Source organism: Gardnerella sp. 30-4, assembly GCF_001641215.1.
GTDB lineage: Bacteria > Actinomycetota > Actinomycetes > Actinomycetales > Bifidobacteriaceae > Bifidobacterium > Bifidobacterium leopoldii.
Map to the genome: position 1 here is coordinate 13274 of NZ_LXJL01000032.1, position 2757 is coordinate 16030.

Genomic DNA, 2757 nt, shown 5'->3' on the forward strand with positions numbered 1-2757 from the left:
TTTGAAGGGCGCTTTTTAAGCAACGAAACTGTGAAAGCAGCTAAGTGTTTGCGCGAAAACGGAATTCCTCTTGCGATTATTACGGCTCGTCCTGTCGGAAGTGCTTTTGATTTTATTCACGATTTAAATGCTCAAGTTTGTGCGTATCTCAATGGTGCGCTCATCGATTTTGATTGTGCTAATAGCACGATTTCGGAGCTTACTTCTCAGCGCGAAATAAGCACGTTATTACGTTTTGGTTTTGATTCTAAGCATGCTTGCGATGTGTGTTTGCGCTTGCTTGATAAAATCCCTACATTACGTCTTGGCGTTGTGATGAATGATGTTCGTTACACTAATTTTGACGTTCGTATGCTTTGGAGCAAACAGGATTTTGTTATTACCGACTTTTCAAATGTGCCGCGCGGAACTGCAGACAAAATAATTATTGTTCCGCGAGATAGCGAGAAAGAGCAGCTTCAGCGCATTCTTCCGGACGATTTTTCTTTGCATATTAGCGAAGACGTTTTGTGGATGCTTACGAATCCTCTTGCAAATAAGGGGCATGCGCTGAACGTTATTTGCAATCGTTTGGGCGTGAAGCCTAGCCGCACAGTTGTTTTTGGCGACGATGTTATTGACATCGACATGTTCCGTGCCGGTGGTTATGGGGTAGCGGTGTCGAATAGTAATCCGCGTTTGCTTGCGATTGCGGACGAGATTTGCGCTTCCAACAATGACGACGGCGTTGCCAACTGGCTTCAAAACGAATTGCTCTAGCGGTTTATTGTAATCATCATAATCGGACGCAAATAGCAGTAAATCGGACGCGTTCTACAAAATACGGACGCGTTTGCAAAATTTACGGACGTTTTCTTGTTTTTTGGACGCAAAACAAGTAGAATCGGACGAAAAGGATGTAAAATCGGACGCAAAAAATATTTTTAAGCTTTAAAATGTCCGATTTTAAATGCAAATATAAATACAAACTTAACTAAAAAACGATATTGCAACAAACCTAACTTACGAAGCGAGACTGCAATGTTCAATATAAATTCACTATCTTCACTAAGAGAGAGTAATCAATTAGAAGCGAAAGCGGCTTCAAACGGTACGCCGAGAAGTATGTGGGAAACGTATTGTGCTTTTGCTAATACGAATGGTGGAACTATCTTGCTGGGTGTAGGCGAAGATGCGCAGCATAATTTACAGCTTGTTGGCGTAAATAACCCTGAACATATGGTAAAAGATATTTGGGATACGSTAAATAATAAKAAAATTAGCAATGTAAAGCGTAAGCCAAGCTTTGAATTGCGTAGAAAACTAGATAATCCAGTAAATGGAGAATCCACTGTATCGATTAGTTTTGCGGGATTGCCTTTAGGGCACGAATTCAGCTCTTTAGTACTAGCACTTCTACAAGTAAGTGGCTATGCGCCAAAAATTAGTGATGAGCAACGCGATGCAATACTAAAGCTTGGTTCACACAATGTGACAACATACATGTCGGTAACTTGCCTGAATTGCCCAGAAGTTGTGCAATCGCTTAATACCATTTCTATTATTAACCCTAAAGTTCAGCATACTGTAGTTGAAGGTAGCGCTTTCCGCGAAGAAGTAGATAAACTTGGTGTAATGAGCGTGCCAGCAGTTTTTGAAAATGGCAAACTTATTTCCTCCGGACGAGCAGGAATTGACGAACTTGTATCTGTGCTTGCATCACAAGAAAAATCTGTTGAGCAGGATGAGGATGGCAATAATGGTAATAGCGTTTCTTCGGCAAATGTTGCGCTCGCAGAAAAAATGAATTCGCAAAATCCATACGATATTGTTATTATTGGCGGCGGTCCTGCTGCTTCTGCTGCCGCAATTTACACTGCTCGCAAGGGCTTGCGTACGGCTATGATTATGGATCATCGTGGCGGCCAGGTTGTAGAAACTGAAAGTATTGAAAATCATATTTCACAAACTCATACGACTGGTTCTCAACTAGCAGCAGATTTAACTAAGCATATTTCTCAATACGATATTGACGTATTTACTCCTGATTGGGCAGACTCGCTCGATTTATCTAAGGAACCATATGGGTTACATACTATTCATGCGCGTTCTGGCGGATCTTTGAAAGCGCGTGCAGTGATTATTGCAACTGGCGCGACTTGGCGTACGTTGGGCGTTCCTGGAGAAGATGAGTATAGGAATAGAGGCGTATCATTCTGTCCTCATTGCGACGGTCCACTTTTCAAAGATAAGAATGTTGTCGTTGTTGGCGGTGGAAATTCTGGTGTTGAAGCTGCTATTGATTTAGCAGGAGTTGCAAAACACGTTACTGTGATTGAGTTCATGGATGTGCTTAAAGCGGATCAAGTATTGCTTAATGCTTTGCATAAATTACCTAACACTGAAGTTATTACAAGTGCTGCAGTAAGCAGTATTGAAGGTAGTGGTAGTAAAGTTACTGCAATACGTTACATAGATCGCAATAAAGCAGACAATGATGAAAACGAAGAACATATTGTTGAAACCGATGGGGTTTTTGTGCAAATTGGTTTAGCTCCGAATACTCGTTGGCTTGCAAATAATATTTCTCTTAATAATCGAGGAGAAATTATTACGAATCGCGCTGGATGCACTGATACTCCGGGTGTTTTTGCTGCTGGAGATTGTTCAGACGAACCGTATAAGCAGATCGTTACAGCGTATGGTTCTGGAGCCAATGCTGCGTTATCTGCATTTGACTATCTTATCCGCAACCCGCAAAATAAATAATTTATAAAA

At 41.3% G+C, this 2757-nt stretch carries 2 protein-coding genes; both read left to right on the forward strand.

What is annotated here, in order from left to right:
* Positions 1-759 (forward strand): HAD hydrolase family protein (locus A5294_RS02805; RefSeq protein WP_064340412.1); only part of this gene is annotated, 759 nt, incomplete at its 5' end.
* Between the two features lie 261 nt (positions 760-1020).
* Entirely contained in the window at positions 1021-2748 is a 1728-nt protein-coding gene (gene ahpF, locus A5294_RS02810; protein ID WP_082851873.1) for an alkyl hydroperoxide reductase subunit F, read from the forward strand.
* Positions 2749-2757 lie beyond the last annotated feature (9 nt).